Origin of the sequence: Larsenimonas salina (assembly GCF_023736155.1) — a bacterium.
In the GTDB taxonomy this organism is placed as follows: Bacteria; Pseudomonadota; Gammaproteobacteria; order Pseudomonadales; family Halomonadaceae; genus Larsenimonas; species Larsenimonas salina.
Genome location: NZ_JAMLJJ010000005.1, coordinates 1 through 15,139, shown reverse-complemented (window position 1 = coordinate 15,139; position 15,139 = coordinate 1). Strand labels below are relative to the sequence as shown.

The following is a 15,139-nucleotide window of genomic DNA, read 5'->3' as shown; positions in this document are numbered from 1 at the left end:
CCCGGCCGCCCTGAATTTGCCAACAGGAGTCCGTTCATGAGTATCAGCATCGATTACAGCGGCCAGCACGTATTGGTGACCGGCGGTGCCCAGGGCATTGGTGAAGCCATCGTGACCCGTTTCGCCGAAGCCGGCGCCCGCATCACGCTTGCCGACATCAACGAGGAACGGGCCCAAAGCGTGGCCGAGCGACTCACGGCTGACGGCCACCAGGTCACGGCCTACGGCGTGGACCTTTCCGATGAGACCGCCACCCGCGATATGATCGAGGCAAGCGAGCCGATCGACGTGCTGGTGCACAACGCCGGCTACTTCCCGCTGACCCCGTTCAAGGACCTCACCCGCGAGCGGGTCGAGCGCACCTTTGCCGTCAACGTACAGTCGCTGTTCTGGATGACGCAGGCGCTGCTTCCGCGCTTCGAGCAGCAGGGCAAGGGCGTGATCCTGTGCACCTCGTCTGTCACCGGTAACCGGGTCGCCTACCCCGGGCTTAGCCATTACGCCGCCTCCAAGGCCGCGGTCAACGGCTTCATTCGCAACACCGCGCTCGAAATGGGGGGCTCAGGCATCCGCATCAACGGCGTTGAGCCTGGCATGATCCGAACGCCTGCGATGGACAACCTCGGCGACGACGAACTCAGCCGGAGCCTTGAGCGCGGCATTCCGCTGGGCCATCTCGGCGCGCCCGAAGACATCGCCAACGCCATGCTGTTTCTGGGGTCCGATCTGGCAAAATACATCACCGGCCAGACCATCATCGTCGATGGCGGCGCCCTGCTGCCGGAAAGCGTGACCGCCCTAGGCTGAGCTATCGAAAGGCCCCCGTGGCGACAAATTCACGTTGCCCCCACACGGCCGGCTCGTTATGTTGGTGATCTCAACCAACAGGGAGTCGGCCAGCCATGCAGTCTCCAAAAGACCTTGGCGCGTACTGTCTGAACGCATTCACGCGCGCTGTGCCTGCCTCGCTCGCGGCGTTCTACCGCATCGATGATGGCCTCAGCGCCTGCGATTTCCAGCTGCACGGCGGGCACGCCCAGATGCACGACAGCTATCTCCGTCGCTACCGCCATCTTGACCCGCTTCAGCCCAGCCTCTGTCAGCGACTCGGCCGTCAGGTCGTACCGCTTCGTGACGCGCAGGCGCTTCAATCGCGCCAACACAACGAGGGCTATCAGACCTTTCTGAGTCAACACGACGTCGTCGACGTGACCGAAGTGCTGTTCTACACCCAGAACCGCCCGGTGCTTGGCATCTCGCTTCTGAGAAAATCACGGTTTGGCCGGTTTACCCCCCATGAGCTCGACGCCCTGCAATCGCTTCAGGAAATGCTGCAACTGGCCGTCGCGCAGCGCGTTTTTGAACCCGCCCCGGCGCTGGCCGAGCCGGTGCCCGCGACGCTTACAGAGCGTGAGGCCCAGCTCGTGCCGCTGCTGCGTCAGGGCCTGAGCAACAAGGCCATGGCCCGCGCGCTCGGCATCGCCCCCTCCACGGTCAAGACGCACCTCGATCACCTCTACCGCAAGCTCAATGTCACCAACCGTACCGAGCTTGTCAGCCGGCTCTATCTATAACCTATACGCTTTCCCATGCCGCAAGAATGCGCTCATGCCCACGACTCTCTACGCTCATCGCCTCTCCCCAGCCCTCGCGCGCCGCTGAAATTCTCCTCCGCGAGCTCCGCATCGATTACGACTTGCCGCGCGGCCACACTTCCGCGCCGTAAGTGAAGAGGCAGATACACTGAGGCAGGAAACACAGGCGCAGGAAAGCGACGACCTCGCACTCGATGCCCTTGAATGGCTCTGATCCGCGCCCTACTGCGCTCACAAAAAGCCCGGCAGATGCCGGGCTTGTAGGTTTTATCCAATGCAATCTCGGATTCGACCTTCTACTTGAGCAGAATAGCGCTCAAAAGTTATAAAAACTGTTTACCTTGAGCATTATTTTGCTCAATATCGTGTTTCTAGTTTCACAATGAGCATCTTTTTGCTCAATATCGTGTTTCTAGTTTCACGATGAGCATCTTTTTGCTCAATGAGGGCATCATGCTGCTGACACTTCAAATCTTCCATCATGATCAATGGCACGACGCGGCTACTTTGACGTTGTCCGAGCCTGAAAAAGGACGGCGCAGCACCGCCGCACTAGGCTATGACCAAGGCTATGCCGTGGCCTGGATGGAACAGGACGATGAGCACGCCTGTGGCATCAACTACCCGGTGCGCCTGATGGAGCAGTTTCATGCCTCTCCGTGGTTTGCCTTTATTGATGACATCATGCCGGCCGGCGCCAGCCGCCGTTACTGGATCGCGCAGCTGGGCATCGACCATCTCTCCACCGGCGCGCAGGATACCGAGCTGCTGCGACACGGCACCATTGCGCCGGTCGGTAATCTGCGTATCAAGGAAGCCGTACCGACAAGGCCCGAGACCGGCCAATTGACCCGGCTACGCTTTCCGGTACGCGATGTGGTTGAGCGCCATACGGATTTTCTTGAATACGCCCAGCAGATGGGCGCTGCCAGTGGCGGCGCGACCGGCGCGGGCGGAGAGGCGCCCAAACTGATACTGCGCTGTACCGACAACGATGAGGTGTGGATCGATACCTGGCAGGACGACCCGCTCTGCAAGGATCATCATTATCTGGTCAAGTTTCCGAGAAACCGCAGAGCAGCGATTGATTGCGATATTTTGCGCGCCGAGTACCACTTCTATCAGGAGCTGGCCGCTCTTGGGATAGACACCATCGAGACCCACACCATGGGACTGGAAGAGGGCACGCAGTATCCTTCCCTGTGGCTGCCGCGCTTCGATGTCGCCTTCCAGAACGGCCGACGGGCTCTGTTCGGGCTCGAATCTCTCTATTCGATCATGGAAAAGGGCCCTGGCGCGGCGCTCAACATGTTTGACGTGATCGAGACAGTGATCGGGCGACTCGGCCATCAATATCGCGTCACGGAAGCCGGCGCAGACTTCGAGGCCGCCCCTGTCGTCATTGAGCTGGTCAAACGGGACCTTCTGAACGTGGTCTTTGGCAACTCCGATAACCATGGCCGCAATACGGCGCTCATCAAACGCCCGGACGGTATGGCCCTGGCGCCCATCTACGATTTTGCCCCGATGAAGGCCGATCCCGAGGGAGTGATCCGCACCACCCGCTGGGGAGCCCCCTATGAAGAAGGCGGCCAGTTTGACTGGCAGGCGATCGCGCGGGCGCTGTCGCACCATGTCCCGGAGAACACCATGATCGATGAACTGCGGGCGCTTTGCAGGCAGTTGATCGGCCTCGAGCAGCGGCTGGCCGCCCGCGGTGTGCCGGACTCGATTCTGACACACCCTGCCATCGGCCTGGCCCGGCTGGACCAGCGCCTTGAGCAGTGGGGGCTGACATGACACAACCCCTGACGCCGGCCGAGCGTGAAACGCTGCTACTGGAGCTGGTCGAGCAGCTCTTGACCTCGAAGACCACGCCCGGCGCCGTGCTCAAAAAACTGCGCCGTGAGGTACTGGGCATGAACCAGACCGACTACGCAGCACTTGCCAGTATCAGCCGCCGAACGCTTTCCGATATCGAAACCGATAAGGGCAGCCCATCGCTTGCGCTGCTGAACCGCGCCTTTCGCCCTTTTGGATTGACGGTCGGCCTGCTGCCACGCAGCCCGGCGCTGCGCCAGCGGCTGTTGAACCGGGAGCAGTCGGTTTGAAACCACCGGTTATCACATCACGAGAATGACGCGCTGGCATGAGCGCCACCGAGTAAATCGTTGAGAGAAAAGGAAAGCCACTAAAAAGAAAAGCGCCAAGAAGGGCGCTTTTCTTCATCGGATCAAAGAAGCAGGTGGCTAATCGAAAACTGCCTAAGACGGCAGCTTCTCGGAAGCTTCGGAAAAGTACTGTTTACTGCCCCAGATGTCTGCACTGCCCACTACGTACACTCGCTTCTTGGCACGAGTGAGCGCCACGTTAAGCAGGTTCGGTTTACTGGAGGCCCATTCGGCAGCGCCGGGTGAGGCATTCGACAGCCCCAGCACCAGAATAACGCTGTCCTCTTCCTTGCCCTGAAAAGTATGAACCGTGCCTACACGTGCCTTGAGCCAACTACGGAGTTTGCTCTTGCCACCGAAGGCGCTGGCATCCAAAGAGGTCTCCAGCTCCTTCCTTACGCCCCGAGCCACCGCCTTGAACGGTGAAATCACATAGACACTCGGAAGCTCTCCGGTTTTGTCGATATGGCGCTTGAGCATATCGGCAACCTTTGCCGCCTGAGCGGGAACGAAGTGCTTCTCTTCACTCTCACCGACGATATCGAACCAGCGACTGTCCCCCGGCCCGGCCGCCAGGCCCTCGTTGCCATGTAACATCTTGCCGTTGTAGGCGATGCGATTGGCAATGCTGAACATTGGCTCATCACACCGGCGATGTACACGCAATGGGCTGCCGACCCAGAGTTCATCGGAAATCTCGTTGGTGCCGTACGGGTTGGCGCGGTCAGCGACAACCTGAACCGAGGTCAGCGTGGGAGACCATATCGACCAGTCATCACCCAGCATCGTATCCGCCATCGCCTCGACCAATGGCGCGGGCACCGTAAAAACCGGTTCGATCTGAAGCGGGTCGCCCACCACGACCGCCCGCCTGGCGCGCCAAAGAGCACCCACAGCCTGCTGCGGCGGGGCCTGCCCAGCTTCATCGATAAACAACCAGCCGATATCACTTTCTCCAAGCATACGGAACTGGTTAGCAACGGAGGCAAACGTCGACGATACCACCGGCACGACCATAAACAGCATCTGCCACAAGGCTTTCGCTCCGGCGCGGTCATCGACCTTGCCGTTCAGCAGTTTCATCACTGAGCCGATCGTTGGCCACAGCTGATTTTTCTTGTCGGCGTAGGCGGCCACCAGCCACGCCTGATGCAGCTCGAATGCGCGCGCGGTCAGCTGCCCTCGGGCCTCGTTGAGTGCCTTGCAGTGGCCAAAGGACGTGCGCTGCACCTCGGCCGCGTCCAGGTTCAGCATCTCATCGGGCAGCAGTACATCCTGATACCTGGTCTCGAGGGTGTGACACGCTTCGCTCTCAGCGTTCAGCCGTTTCTCGAGCGATGCCAGGCGCCGCTCACTCACCTCCGCCTGCTGAGCGGCACGCCGTTCTCGCTGGGCAAGCTGCTTCAACTGAGCGCGGTGGCGGCAATACGCCGCGATGGGCCAAAGCGCTACCCTTGCCGCCTGTCGCTTGCCTCGCCAGAGCGCCACTCGGCTCGCCAGGCGGCGGTCGATCTCGGCCCGGCGGCGGCCTTCCTCGGTTTGACGTACCAGCTGCTTCAGCGCCTGCAGTCGGGCGATATCCTGGTGCGCCGCCTCGACCTGCTTTTTGGCCTCATTGAACGCACGCTGCGCGGCGCGAAAATCCTCGAGCGCACCGCCCTTCTCGGCGAGCGCCTTGAGCGCAGGCACCAACGTCCTGTAGTGCTCGGCCTTACCTTCAGCCTCGCACTGATCTATAGGCTTGAAAAAGACCCGCTCGCCAAAGGTTGTGCGATTGCTCTTATTACCCAGCGCCGTGGCAATCAGCCCCCAACACTCTTTTTTCGGCGACAGCGCATCCACGTGCAGATCGCCCTCGCGGCGTTCGTGGGTAGCCGCCAGTTTCTGGCCCACCGGCTTCAAATACGCAAGCTCCCGGTACGCCGCGCCCAGCGCCTCGGTTTGCGGCAGTTCCTGAGTAACGTTTTCAACCGCCGCGTTGTTGCTGGACGCCACCACCATTTCGAACCCGGCAAGCTCGGGAATCAGCGTCTTGATCGACACCATCTGATCATCGACTTTGGCGTTTAGATCCTCGCCGAAGGCTGCCTCGGGTGAGGCGAGCGAGGCCAGCACGTCGGCGCGCTTAACCACGTTGCGAGCGACCAAATCGCGCAGCATGGTGGTCTTGCCGGTACCGGGCGGGCCGTTGACGGAATAAAGCCCGCCGTCTGCCAATTCCTGATCGATGGTGTTGATGGCGAACTGCTGCATCAGGCTCATCGAGCGGTCATCCCCGCCTGGCCAGCGCCCGGCAGGCATACGTTCAGGCATCAGACGCGTCATCAGTAGCGAGCGGCCTTCGGGCAGCAGTAGATCGGGGTGGCGCTGCGCCTTGCCCGACAAGTAGCGCGCCAGCGGCGAGCCTGGGGCAAGTCCATCGGACTCCAGCGCGCCAGTGACCCGCTCGAGATCGCGAATGAAAAAGCTGTTCAGGATGGCAATTTCATCGGAGCGATCCACCTCACGCCCCTGATCACTCTCGCCGGGCTCGGGTGGCGCCGGTCGAGACGCTATCTCAGACTCGAAGGCTGCGGGCAGCGCCTCAGCCAGCCCGTCCAGCCGTTCCTGTGTCACCGGTGGGCGCTGCGCTTTTTCCCAGGACTTGGCGCGATCGCCCCATATCTCAAACGGCTGAATATACAGTGCAGGCGCGCTGCTCGAGCAGGCGGTGAACGACGTCCAACTGCTGATTGCCTTGAGCATTTCGATCAGCTCAAACGTGGTCAGCAGTGGCGGCAGATCGTGGGCGCGCTTGACGTTGTCGGCCACGGTCACGATCGCGGTCAGCCTGTCCTGGAAGTGCCAGGTGGCTGTTTCGAACGCCTGCATGGTCACTGCATCCAGCCGCTTCTGCATGACCTCGCCCAGCGCCCAGGGCGCGGTGGAAAACTCGAAGCTTTCAGGGTCGATGCGGCCATACTCATCGACCATCACCGTCATCGAGCAACTCTGGCCCTCATCGGCGTTGCGCTCCTCCGAGTTCTCGGCGCGTTCCGGGTAATAGTCCCGCGCGATACGAAATATCTCGCGTCGAGGAAACACCCCCAGATACAGCTTGAACATATAGGGCTTGTCAGGCGCGTGCGACGAGCTGGCCCGCCGTAGCTGCTCAGGGTTCAGCCACGGCAGGCAGTCAGGGCGCGTTGCAAGCTCCTCGTGTGAGTACTTGATCGCGCTGCTGGCGCCGTCTTGCAGATCTTTTAAATCCGGGGATACAAAAAACTCGACCTTATGCCAGAACGACAGGATGCGCTCGGCGTGCGCGTGTGAGGGTTCCGATGCCGCCTGACTCATGTCGTCGCCTTCTTCCGTGGGCGTTTCTTTGGCGCCTGCGCGGCGCGTTCGGCCTTGATGCGCGCCAGAAGCGCCTCGGCGCTGTTGTCGCCACTGATCAAGTCGGGATGGTCGGCCCGCCACTGGGCGGTCAGCTCGCCGCGAAAGGCCTTGGCGAGGATGGACTGGGTGAGCTGGTTGACGCGCTCCAGAGCGCTATTGACTTGGCGCTCGACGGTGTCGGCGTAGGCGAAGAGTTGATCGACCCGGCGAACGATTTCGGCTTGTTCTTCCAAGGGAGGGGTAAGTAATCGAAATTGTTTACAAGCTGGCATATAAATTGTTTTCACCGTACTTCCTTGGCCGGAAATAGTAAGGTGGTTTTTTGCAGCCATGAAAGAGTACATTAAATAAATATTATTAATTCTTTCTCCACAAACCCAGTTAACGAAATGTTGTGTGGTAGCCATTTCTCGCCCCATCACTGTTGTATATCCCACTGAGATATCTCGTGAGAAACAAACGGTTCCTGCTGGCAAAAGACGAGCGCTTGAGTTCTTTATGCCCTCCATGTTGGGCATAAACTTTGTGCTGGTTATTACTTTTCCATGCGCTTTACGGATGTCCTGCAAGCTTATCCAAGGAACATCCCCATTTTCCCAGTATTCAGGTTTTGATTTACGCGGCGTATGTCCAGACTCCAATTTTGCTAAATCGGTTAGCTTTTCCCAGCGCCAACTATCTGGAGCTTCTTCTTTTTCAGGGCCAATCGTTAAAGGTGGTTTACCGAATGAACATGAAGCAGTCCCACGCCACTCCTCCGTCAACCGCCCACTCACCGCCGCCGCGAGCACGGATTGACGAAAGCGCTTAAGAATCTCGGGAATGCGTTCGAGGCGGGCTTTGGTGCTGTCCACCTGCGCCAGCAGGGTGTCGAGCTTGTCGGCGATGACCTTTTGTTCGGCGAGGGGGGGAAGTGTAATCGAGTGCTCTTTGATTACTGTTTGAGAGATATTTGGCTGCGCCCCACCTTGACCTTTAGCTATAAAAGCATCTTTTTCGTTTCTTAATAAGTAATAGAGAAAATTGCTATCGGTTAAGCTAGAAACAGGCTGCCCAACGCCACATGCCTGATTGGTTGTTGCGTCAATTCCAAGAATCGAAACTTTACCGATTGTCGCGCCATACATTGCTATTACAACAGAACCTTGTGAAAAAAATTTAGCACTCGATTTTTGAACACCAAGATCCGTGATGTATTCGCTTGCCTCAGACAAAACCTTGGGGCCGAGGTCCCCTGTTTTAATCCATGGAATATCACCACCGTAGTAATCTGTATTTTTGCGCGAGGGAGTTCCACCAGAACCCCAGACGGCGATGCTCCCTAAGGTTGTGTAATGCCATTCATTTGGGCAGGTGCTATCCGTCATTTGATCTCACCCATCATTTCCTTCACCAACACTCGCTGCCCGTCAGCCTCCTCCTCGGCCCCCAGCGCGCGCATCAGCCCGTCCAGCTCGCCGAGTGCCTGTACCAGTTCGCTCATGGCTTCCCCGGCCAGCACCTCGGGGGCGGGCAGCTCACTAGCGTCGACGCTGCCCTTGTCCTTAAGCCAGCTGATATCCAGCGAGTCGCCTTTGGTGTCGCGAATCCACTCGCGGCTGAAACAGCGCCAGCGGGATTTGGCGAGGCGGTCATCGCTCACGCCCTGGTTTTCCTCCGTGGCCTCCGCATCGACGGCGATTTCCTCGGCGTTGAACGACCATTCGCCTTCACGGCGGGGGCTTTGGCCGTTGGGATCACTACCGAACACGGCCTCGAAGGGCTTGAGGTGCTGCTCGCCAAAGGGGGTGCGCTTGCCGAAGCTCGGCATGTTGGTGCGCAGGTCATACACCCAGACGTTGTCGGTGCAGCCGGTGTCCTGGTGTTTGTCCGCTGCCGCCCCTTTCGTGAAGAACAGCACGTTGGTCTTCACGCCCTGGGCGTAGAAGATGCCCGTGGGCAGGCGCAGGAGGGTGTGCAGGTGGCACTTGTCCATCAGGTCGCGGCGCACGTCCGCCCCCATACCGGCCTCGAACAGCACGTTGTCCGGCAGTACCACCGCGGCGCGGCCGCCGGGCTTGAGGTTTCTATAGATGTGCTGCAGAAAGGCGAGCTGCTTGTTGCTGGTCTTGAACGTCAGGTCGTCGCGGGTAATGCTGGCATCACCGCCCTTGCTGGTGCCAAACGGCGGGTTGGCGAGAATCACGTCGGCTTTGGCAAGGCTTGCCCCGGCCTGGCCTAGGGCGTTGCCCAGGTGCACCACGCCTTCGTTGTCGCCTTCCATGCCGTGGAGCAGGCAGTTCATCAGCGCCAGCCGCCGGGTGCCGGGCACCAGCTCGATGCCGGTAAAGGCGCGGTTTTTCTGAAACGCCTGCTGCGTGGCGGTGAGATCGAACAGGTCGTCGGTCTGCGCCTTGATGTAGCGGTCGGCGGCGATCAAGAAGCCCGCCGTCCCCGCGGAGGGGTCCTGTACGGTTTCTCCGGCCTGCGGCTTCACGCAGCGCACCATCGAGTCGATCAGCTGGCGCGGCGTAAAGTACTGCCCGGCGCCGGACTTGGTTTCGTTGGCGTTTTTCTCCAAAAGCCCCTCATACAGATCGCCCAGGCCGTCTTCCTGCGCGCTGAACCAGTCGATGCCGTCGAGCGCCTTGATCATCTGCTCCAGGTGGCGCGGCTCACGCAGGCGGGTCTGAGCGTCGGCGTAGATCGCGCTGATCAGCGGGTCGCTGTGTACGAGATTGCCGTGAGCATCGCGGCCCGAGGAGAGGCTCAGCAGAATGCGCTTGTAGTCATCCAGTAGGTTAAGGCCGGATTTGTTGTTCAGGTCCGTCCAGCGGCAGCCTTCGGGCAGCGGGTGGCGCTGTAAGGTGCCCGCTTCGGTGTTCTCGTGAACCATCTTGATGAACAGCAAAAGCACCAGCTCGGTGACGTAGTCCGAGTAGTTGATGCCGTCGTCGCGCAGCACGTCGCAGAGGTTCCAGAGCTTTTGGACGATGTCGTTGTTGGACACAATAAATTCCTGTTGGGTTATCCACGCTCAAGAAAGAGCGCCATAAGGGCGGCATTGATATAAAAGTTACTGCGGCCCACTTTGATTTTTTCCAGCAAGCCGATGCTGACCAGTTCATCCAGATACTTGGTCGCGGTAATACGGCTAACGGCCAAGTCCTCCATCACGAACTCGATCTTGGTGTAGGGGTGATTGAACAGGTTATTGAGCAGTTCCTGACGATAGATCTTGGGGCACTCTTCACGCATGCGATGCTTGGTATGTTGCATCAGCTCTCGGATCTGGCCTATCAATTCGACGGTTTGCTGCGCGGTATGGCTGATGCCTTCCAACATGTATAAAAGCCACGGTTCCCAGTCACCAGTATCGCGGACGGCCTGTAGTTCCTGGTAATAGCGTGATTTGGTCTGTATTAGATAGCGGCTGAGGTAGAGCACCGGTAGGTCGAGTAAGTCCTTGGCCACGAGATAAAGCATGTTGATAATGCGACCGGTTCGACCGTTGCCATCGTAGAATGGGTGGATACTCTCGAACTGATGATGAATGATCGCCATCTTGACCAGCGGGTCGGCATCACAAAGCTCATCGTCATTGAGATAAATCACCAGATTTTCCATCAAGCGCTCGATCTCTGGCGCTGCCTGTGGCGGCTCATAAACGACGTCCCCCGTCGCTTGGTTTCTTAGAGTCGTGCCCGGTAGTTTCCGCAGACCCGCCCGGTTTTTTTCAAGCGTCTCCTGTATCGCAAGAATGTCGTTTAGACGAAGTAGCCGACTTTCCCGAACGCTTCTGAAACCGGCTCGCAAAGCCGTTGCATAATCCTGAACTTCCTTGGTTTGCGGGTCGACACTTGCCTCATCCGCCACGGCAGCACGGTACAGATCGTCCTGGGTCGTGATGATGTTCTCGATCTCGGAACTGTGCCGCGCTTCCTGAAGCGTGAGCGTATTGATCAGAATTTCTTCATTGGGAATGGTGGCGGCGACACCTTTGAGCTCTGCCAGGTACCGATGGGCCTGGGCCGTCTTTTTCAGCACGGCGCGGGTCTCCCACTGCTCGATGTCGTTCAGCGGTAAGGTCGGCAACATGTGTTGTATTTCCTGATCATGTATATAAAATTTAAAAATCTATACATGTCGTCTGGCACATGCAAAGGAAAACCGCATTTGCTTTGCATATGCCGGATCACCTATAGAGATAACCGCAAAATCTATGTATTTATGCCCGCTGCGGCGACCATATCGCCTCATTCAGCTCTCCTAATACGCCGTCCAACTGGTCATCGAGCACCCTGTCCAGCCGCTTGGCGCCACCCTCCAAGGCCGGTAGCTGGTTGACCGTTTCTCGGTCGAGAATAACTTCGTGGGTCAGTTGGCTGGCCAGGCGCTTAAGCCACTTGCGCTGGTTGGTGGTCCAGGCGTGCTGGGTAAGGATCACGTCCATTGCCTCGGAAACGCGCTGCTCGAAGGGTTTGAGCGGCTCGCCCAGCGCGGCGCGGCGAATGTGGCCGATGATGCTGGCAGCGATGTCCTGGTTGGTCTGGTTGCGTACTGCGCTTTGCAGGTTGGCCTCGGAGTAGCCCTGGCCATCGAGCAGCAGCTTGACCTCCTTGAGCTGTTCGCGGGTCAGGTCGCGGGGCGCATTTACCGCCACCGCCAAGGCAGTGGAGTGGTTTAGCTGCTCGTTAATAAACGCGTTGAAGCTGTCCAGGTAATCGTCCGGGCGCTTGTGCTCGCCGTAGCTTTGGTGGCGCTCGCGAATCTCGTCCTTGTGATCGGCGATGACAGGCATCCTGTCGCTGCCCGTCAGATATTTGACCGATTCAAGCTGTTGGAGAAGGTGGGCGTGCTTTTCAAGAAAGGCCGCCGCTCCCTTGGGTCCCAGGCCCTGCAGGTGCTCGTGAAGCTTGCCGGGCTCGACGCCCCACTGATCGTGTAGCTCTGAGAGCTTCTTCTTGAGCGCAGGTGTTTGCTCTGCCTTGGCGCCTGCCTTGCGCAGCACGCGCATCAGTTTCTGGCTTAACTGGTCGAGCACTGCCTCGGCCTGGTTACGGCCGGGGGCATCGCCGGGGCTATTGAGGGCCGTTTCAAGCCGCTGCGGGTCGCACAGTTCATCGACCAGCTGCTCGATGCTCACGTTTGGGTCGCGCACCAGTGGCTTCATGGTGTTGACCTCGGCAAGGGCCGCGTAGATATCCACCGGGTCGTAGAGGGTGAACACGGTTTTGCCGATGTCGTCGCAGCGGCGGGTGGCGCGGCCAATCATCTGCTCGAACAGAATGCGCGAGCGCACCCGGCGCATGAAGACCAGATGACAGATGCTGGGCACGTCAATGCCGGTGGTTAACAGATCAACGGTGACGGCGATGTTGGGATGGCGCTCGTTTTTATAGCGTCGGATGAGCTGACTGACCTTGTCGCTCTTGCCGGTAATCTTGGCCACGGCGGCCTGGTGGTAGCTCTTTCCGTAACGCGCCTTGAAGGCCTTATCCAGCTCGTTCTTGACCATGTCGGCGTGGAAGTCGGTGGCGCAGAAGATCAGCGTTTTCTCGTCGCCAAACGGGTCCAGCTCCCGAGCGAGCTGCTCGCAGATCACTCGGTTGAAGTCGGGGGCAATGACCTGGCGGTTGAAGGCGTCGACCTCGAAGTCGAGCTCGTCGTCGAGCTCGGTGGTGTCCACTTCGCCGGTGCGCGGGTCGATCACCTCGACCGCGCTTCCCTTGTCGAAATGGATGCCCTGCTGGGTCAACAGCGTTTCGTAGCGGATGGGCGGCTCGTGGTCGATCAGCCAGCCGTCGGCCACCGCTTCCCGGTAGGAGTAGGTGTAGACCGGTTTGCCAAAAATCTCGCTGGTATGCCGCGCCGGGGTGGCGGTCAGGGCGATCTTCACCGCGTCGAAGTGCTCCAGCACGCGGCGGTAGCTTGAGAGGTACTGGCTTGGATCGCGGGTGGCGAGTTCGCCCTCGGTCATCTCCTGGTCAAGGGTGTAGCCGCGGTGGGCTTCGTCGATAATGATGCAGTCGAATTGGTCGATGGGCGGCGGCGCGTCGCTGGCGAACAGGCGTTTCACCATGGCCTGCACCGTGGCTACCTGCACCCGGGTTTCGGCCTCGGGTGTCATATCGCCAAGTCTTGCAACGTTATAGATGCGGGAAAGCGTGTGGTTCTGTTCCAGCGTGGCTTCGTCGAAGGCGTCAGTTGCCTGGTCACCCAACGCCGTTCGGTCCACCAGAAACAGGATACGATGAAAGCGCTCGGTTTTTAAAAAACGGTACATCAGGCCGATGATGGTGCGGGTCTTGCCCGTACCGGTGGCCATCGCCAGCAGCGCTGTACGCTTGCCGTTCGCCAGCGCCTGTTCGGTGGTTTTGATGGCCTTTTCTTGATAATCGCGCAGGCCCAGATAACCAAAGGGCTCGTGGGCCAGCAGTTTTTCGGCATTGTGCCGGTCGCGCTCGATCAGGTTTATCAAACCGCCTGAAGTATGAAACGTGGGCAGAGCGCGGCGCAGGTTGCTGGGCTCGCGCACGTCGCGAAACCAGGTGCCCGACTGCTCCTTGAGCTGCGGAACGTAAGGGCGGCCGTTGCAGGAGTAGACGAAAGGCACCTTGAAGTGGGCCTCGTCATCGGTGGGCCAGGCAATGGTGCGCCCGGCAAGCTCCCAGGCACCGACCAGCGGTGGCGCGATGACCAGCCTCTTGCTGTAGCGTTCGGCCTGCTCGATCTTGCCTGCGACATTGACGTTCTCTTTTTTGGCCTCGACCACGGCCATCGGCGTTAGCCCCACAAACAGCACGTAGTCGGCCTGGTCCTGCTTGCCGGTAGGTTTGCCACTGCTGGGCAGGCAGGGCCACTCGCTGATGGCGCGGTAGGTGCCTTTTTCGGGCCGGGCGCCCTTGGCGTAGGTGAGTTCCTGGCTGTCGACTTCCCAACCGGCCTTTTTCAACTGCTGGTCGATCAGTAGTCGGGTAAGCTCTTCGCTCAACGCGAGTGACTGACTGGCGGCCTGGGTCTGGCTGGCGACTTTCTGGCGCTGCTGGCTCTTTTGCTGCTCACTCTGCGCGTCGAGCTTTTGCTGAAGCGCCTGGATTTTCTGCTCGTAGGCCTGGCGTTGAGCCTTCAGCGCCTGCTCGTTTTGCTGGGCCTGCTGGCTTAGCGTCTGCGCTTCCTGGTCCATGGCGTAAGCCAGTGCTTCAAACTCCTGCTTCTCCTGTTCGACCAGTTGGGTAAGTTGTTGGCTACTGTCCAGCGCCAAGTTGGCGCTTTTGAGTTCGTGACGTAGCTGCTCGATGTCGCCTTGGAGCTGGCGCAGCTCGACGCTAGGATCGCGGGGTGGCACAAAGGCGCCGGGACTAAAGGCCGTCCCCGCCTTTCCAAACGAGCGGTGGAACCAGATCGCCAGTGCCCGGGCGAGGCGCAGGCCGTCCATGGCCTCCCGATGGCGGGTGCGGAACTGGTGCGTGGCCTTATTACCCTCGATGCGCAGGGTGTGAAACAGCTCCTTGACCTGGGGTTCCAGGCGCAGCTCGCGGTTCAGACGGTAGAGCAAGTCGGCCTGGCTGGTTTGCCCGTCAAACTCGATGCCGGAGAGTGCCGCGATGTGCTGGGCCAGCGCTTCGCCAAGCTGGCGCAGCTTGATTAACGTGGTGTTGGGATCGCTCGAAAAACCGCGTTCCGCGGCGGTCGCCAGCTCGACGAGAAGGGGGTCGTGCTCAGCCAGAAACTCGAAATTGGAGGAAGGCGCCATGAACCAGAAGCTCCCGTCGATAAAAAGAATCGTTACAGCTTGGTATCAGTAAATCATAAGCTTATGCGCAAAATCACTTATTAAGTAGATCCAGTGCATCTATTTCGTTACGCCACCTTTCTAAAAAGTACAAGCATGGCGGTCTCAAGTTCCAAGCGCAACGCTATTGAAGGGTGCTCGGTCCGCCGACGGATTTCTTTAGCACCTCGGCGTAGACTTCCAGTGGGGTTCGCCAGTCCAGCGTCTGGCGAGGCCGTGTG

At 59.3% G+C, this 15,139-nt stretch carries 9 protein-coding genes; 4 read left to right on the top strand and 5 right to left on the bottom strand.

Annotated elements, in window-relative coordinates; genetic code table 11:
• Positions 1-36 precede the first annotated feature (36 nt).
• From NAT23_RS10590 to NAT23_RS10575, 4 genes are all read left to right on the top strand, one after another.
• Positions 37-807: an SDR family oxidoreductase gene (locus NAT23_RS10590; RefSeq protein WP_251928135.1), complete on the top strand. Its 771-nt coding sequence runs from the start codon at positions 37-39 to the stop codon at positions 805-807.
• A gap of 95 nt (positions 808-902) precedes the next feature.
• Positions 903-1,574 carry a helix-turn-helix transcriptional regulator gene (locus tag NAT23_RS10585; RefSeq protein ID WP_251928133.1) on the top strand — a complete coding sequence of 224 codons (672 nt, stop codon included), beginning with the start codon at positions 903-905 and terminating at the stop codon, positions 1,572-1,574.
• 474 nt (positions 1,575-2,048) lie between these two features.
• Positions 2,049-3,395 (top strand): type II toxin-antitoxin system HipA family toxin, encoded by a 1,347-nt coding sequence (locus tag NAT23_RS10580; protein WP_251928131.1) that lies wholly within the window; start codon positions 2,049-2,051, stop codon positions 3,393-3,395.
• Positions 3,392-3,706 carry a helix-turn-helix transcriptional regulator gene (locus tag NAT23_RS10575; RefSeq protein ID WP_251928129.1) on the top strand — a complete coding sequence of 105 codons (315 nt, stop codon included), beginning with the start codon at positions 3,392-3,394 and terminating at the stop codon, positions 3,704-3,706. Before NAT23_RS10580 ends, NAT23_RS10575 begins: the two co-directional genes overlap by 4 nt.
• Before the next feature lie 153 nt (positions 3,707-3,859).
• Here NAT23_RS10575 and NAT23_RS10570 read toward each other — a convergent pair whose 3' ends face one another.
• From NAT23_RS10570 to hsdR, 5 genes are all read right to left on the bottom strand, one after another.
• Positions 3,860-7,102, bottom strand: coding sequence for a DEAD/DEAH box helicase (locus tag NAT23_RS10570; RefSeq protein WP_251928128.1), 3,243 nt, complete (start codon positions 7,100-7,102; stop codon positions 3,860-3,862).
• On the bottom strand, positions 7,099-8,511 hold the full coding sequence (locus tag NAT23_RS10565; RefSeq protein WP_251928126.1) for a restriction endonuclease subunit S: 1,413 nt from the start codon (positions 8,509-8,511) through the stop codon (positions 7,099-7,101). Before NAT23_RS10565 ends, NAT23_RS10570 begins: the two co-directional genes overlap by 4 nt.
• Complete coding sequence (locus NAT23_RS10560) at positions 8,508-10,133, bottom strand: class I SAM-dependent DNA methyltransferase (RefSeq protein WP_251928124.1); 1,626 nt, start codon at positions 10,131-10,133, stop codon at positions 8,508-8,510. Before NAT23_RS10560 ends, NAT23_RS10565 begins: the two co-directional genes overlap by 4 nt.
• 17 nt (positions 10,134-10,150) lie before the next feature.
• Positions 10,151-11,221, bottom strand: coding sequence for a Fic family protein (locus tag NAT23_RS10555; protein WP_251928122.1), 1,071 nt, complete (start codon positions 11,219-11,221; stop codon positions 10,151-10,153).
• Between the two features lie 130 nt (positions 11,222-11,351).
• Entirely contained in the window at positions 11,352-14,879 is a 3,528-nt protein-coding gene (gene hsdR / locus NAT23_RS10550) for a type I restriction-modification system endonuclease (protein WP_251928119.1), read from the bottom strand.
• Between the last annotated feature and the right edge of the window lie 260 nt (positions 14,880-15,139).

Excerpts from the sequence above, each read along its gene's own strand:
- NAT23_RS10590 (WP_251928135.1), top strand. The coding sequence starts at position 37 with ATGAGTATCAGCATCGATTACAGCGGCCAGCACGTATTGGTGACCGGC.
- NAT23_RS10585 (WP_251928133.1), top strand. The coding sequence starts at position 903 with ATGCAGTCTCCAAAAGACCTTGGCGCGTACTGTCTGAACGCATTCACG.
- NAT23_RS10580 (WP_251928131.1), top strand. The coding sequence starts at position 2,049 with ATGCTGCTGACACTTCAAATCTTCCATCATGATCAATGGCACGACGCG.
- NAT23_RS10575 (WP_251928129.1), top strand. The coding sequence starts at position 3,392 with ATGACACAACCCCTGACGCCGGCCGAGCGTGAAACGCTGCTACTGGAG.
- NAT23_RS10570 (WP_251928128.1), bottom strand. The coding sequence starts at position 7,102 with ATGAGTCAGGCGGCATCGGAACCCTCACACGCGCACGCCGAGCGCATC.
- NAT23_RS10565 (WP_251928126.1), bottom strand. The coding sequence starts at position 8,511 with ATGACGGATAGCACCTGCCCAAATGAATGGCATTACACAACCTTAGGG.
- NAT23_RS10555 (WP_251928122.1), bottom strand. The coding sequence starts at position 11,221 with ATGTTGCCGACCTTACCGCTGAACGACATCGAGCAGTGGGAGACCCGC.
- hsdR (WP_251928119.1), bottom strand. The coding sequence starts at position 14,879 with ATGGCGCCTTCCTCCAATTTCGAGTTTCTGGCTGAGCACGACCCCCTT.